The organism is Rhodococcus sp. Leaf225, assembly GCF_001426145.1.
Lineage (GTDB): Bacteria > Actinomycetota > Actinomycetes > Mycobacteriales > Mycobacteriaceae > Rhodococcoides.
This window is the reverse complement of the sequence record NZ_LMRN01000025.1, coordinates 758,882-759,095: the sequence shown is the minus strand read 5'-3', so window position 1 is coordinate 759,095 and position 214 is coordinate 758,882. Positions and strand designations below refer to the sequence as shown.

Annotated in this window: 1 protein-coding gene; it reads right to left on the bottom strand. The window is 69.2% G+C overall.

All coding sequences use genetic code 11. The annotated features are described in order from the left end of the window. Positions 1-214 (bottom strand): biotin carboxylase N-terminal domain-containing protein (locus ASG69_RS23205; RefSeq protein WP_327213053.1); only part of this gene is annotated, 214 nt, incomplete at both ends.

Below are 214 nucleotides of genomic sequence, written 5' to 3'. Positions count from 1 at the left end.
CGCCGCGATCGCCCGCGCCTTGTTCCCCGTCAGCTCCAACACCTCCGCCGACGGACCCACGAACGTGATTCCCGCCGCCGCACACGCCGCCGCCAACTCCGGATTCTCCGACAGGAACCCGTACCCCGGATAGATCGCGTCCGCACCCGCACGCACCGCCGCATCGACGATCAGATCCACCGACAGGTAGTTGCGCACCGGATGCCCCGGCTCA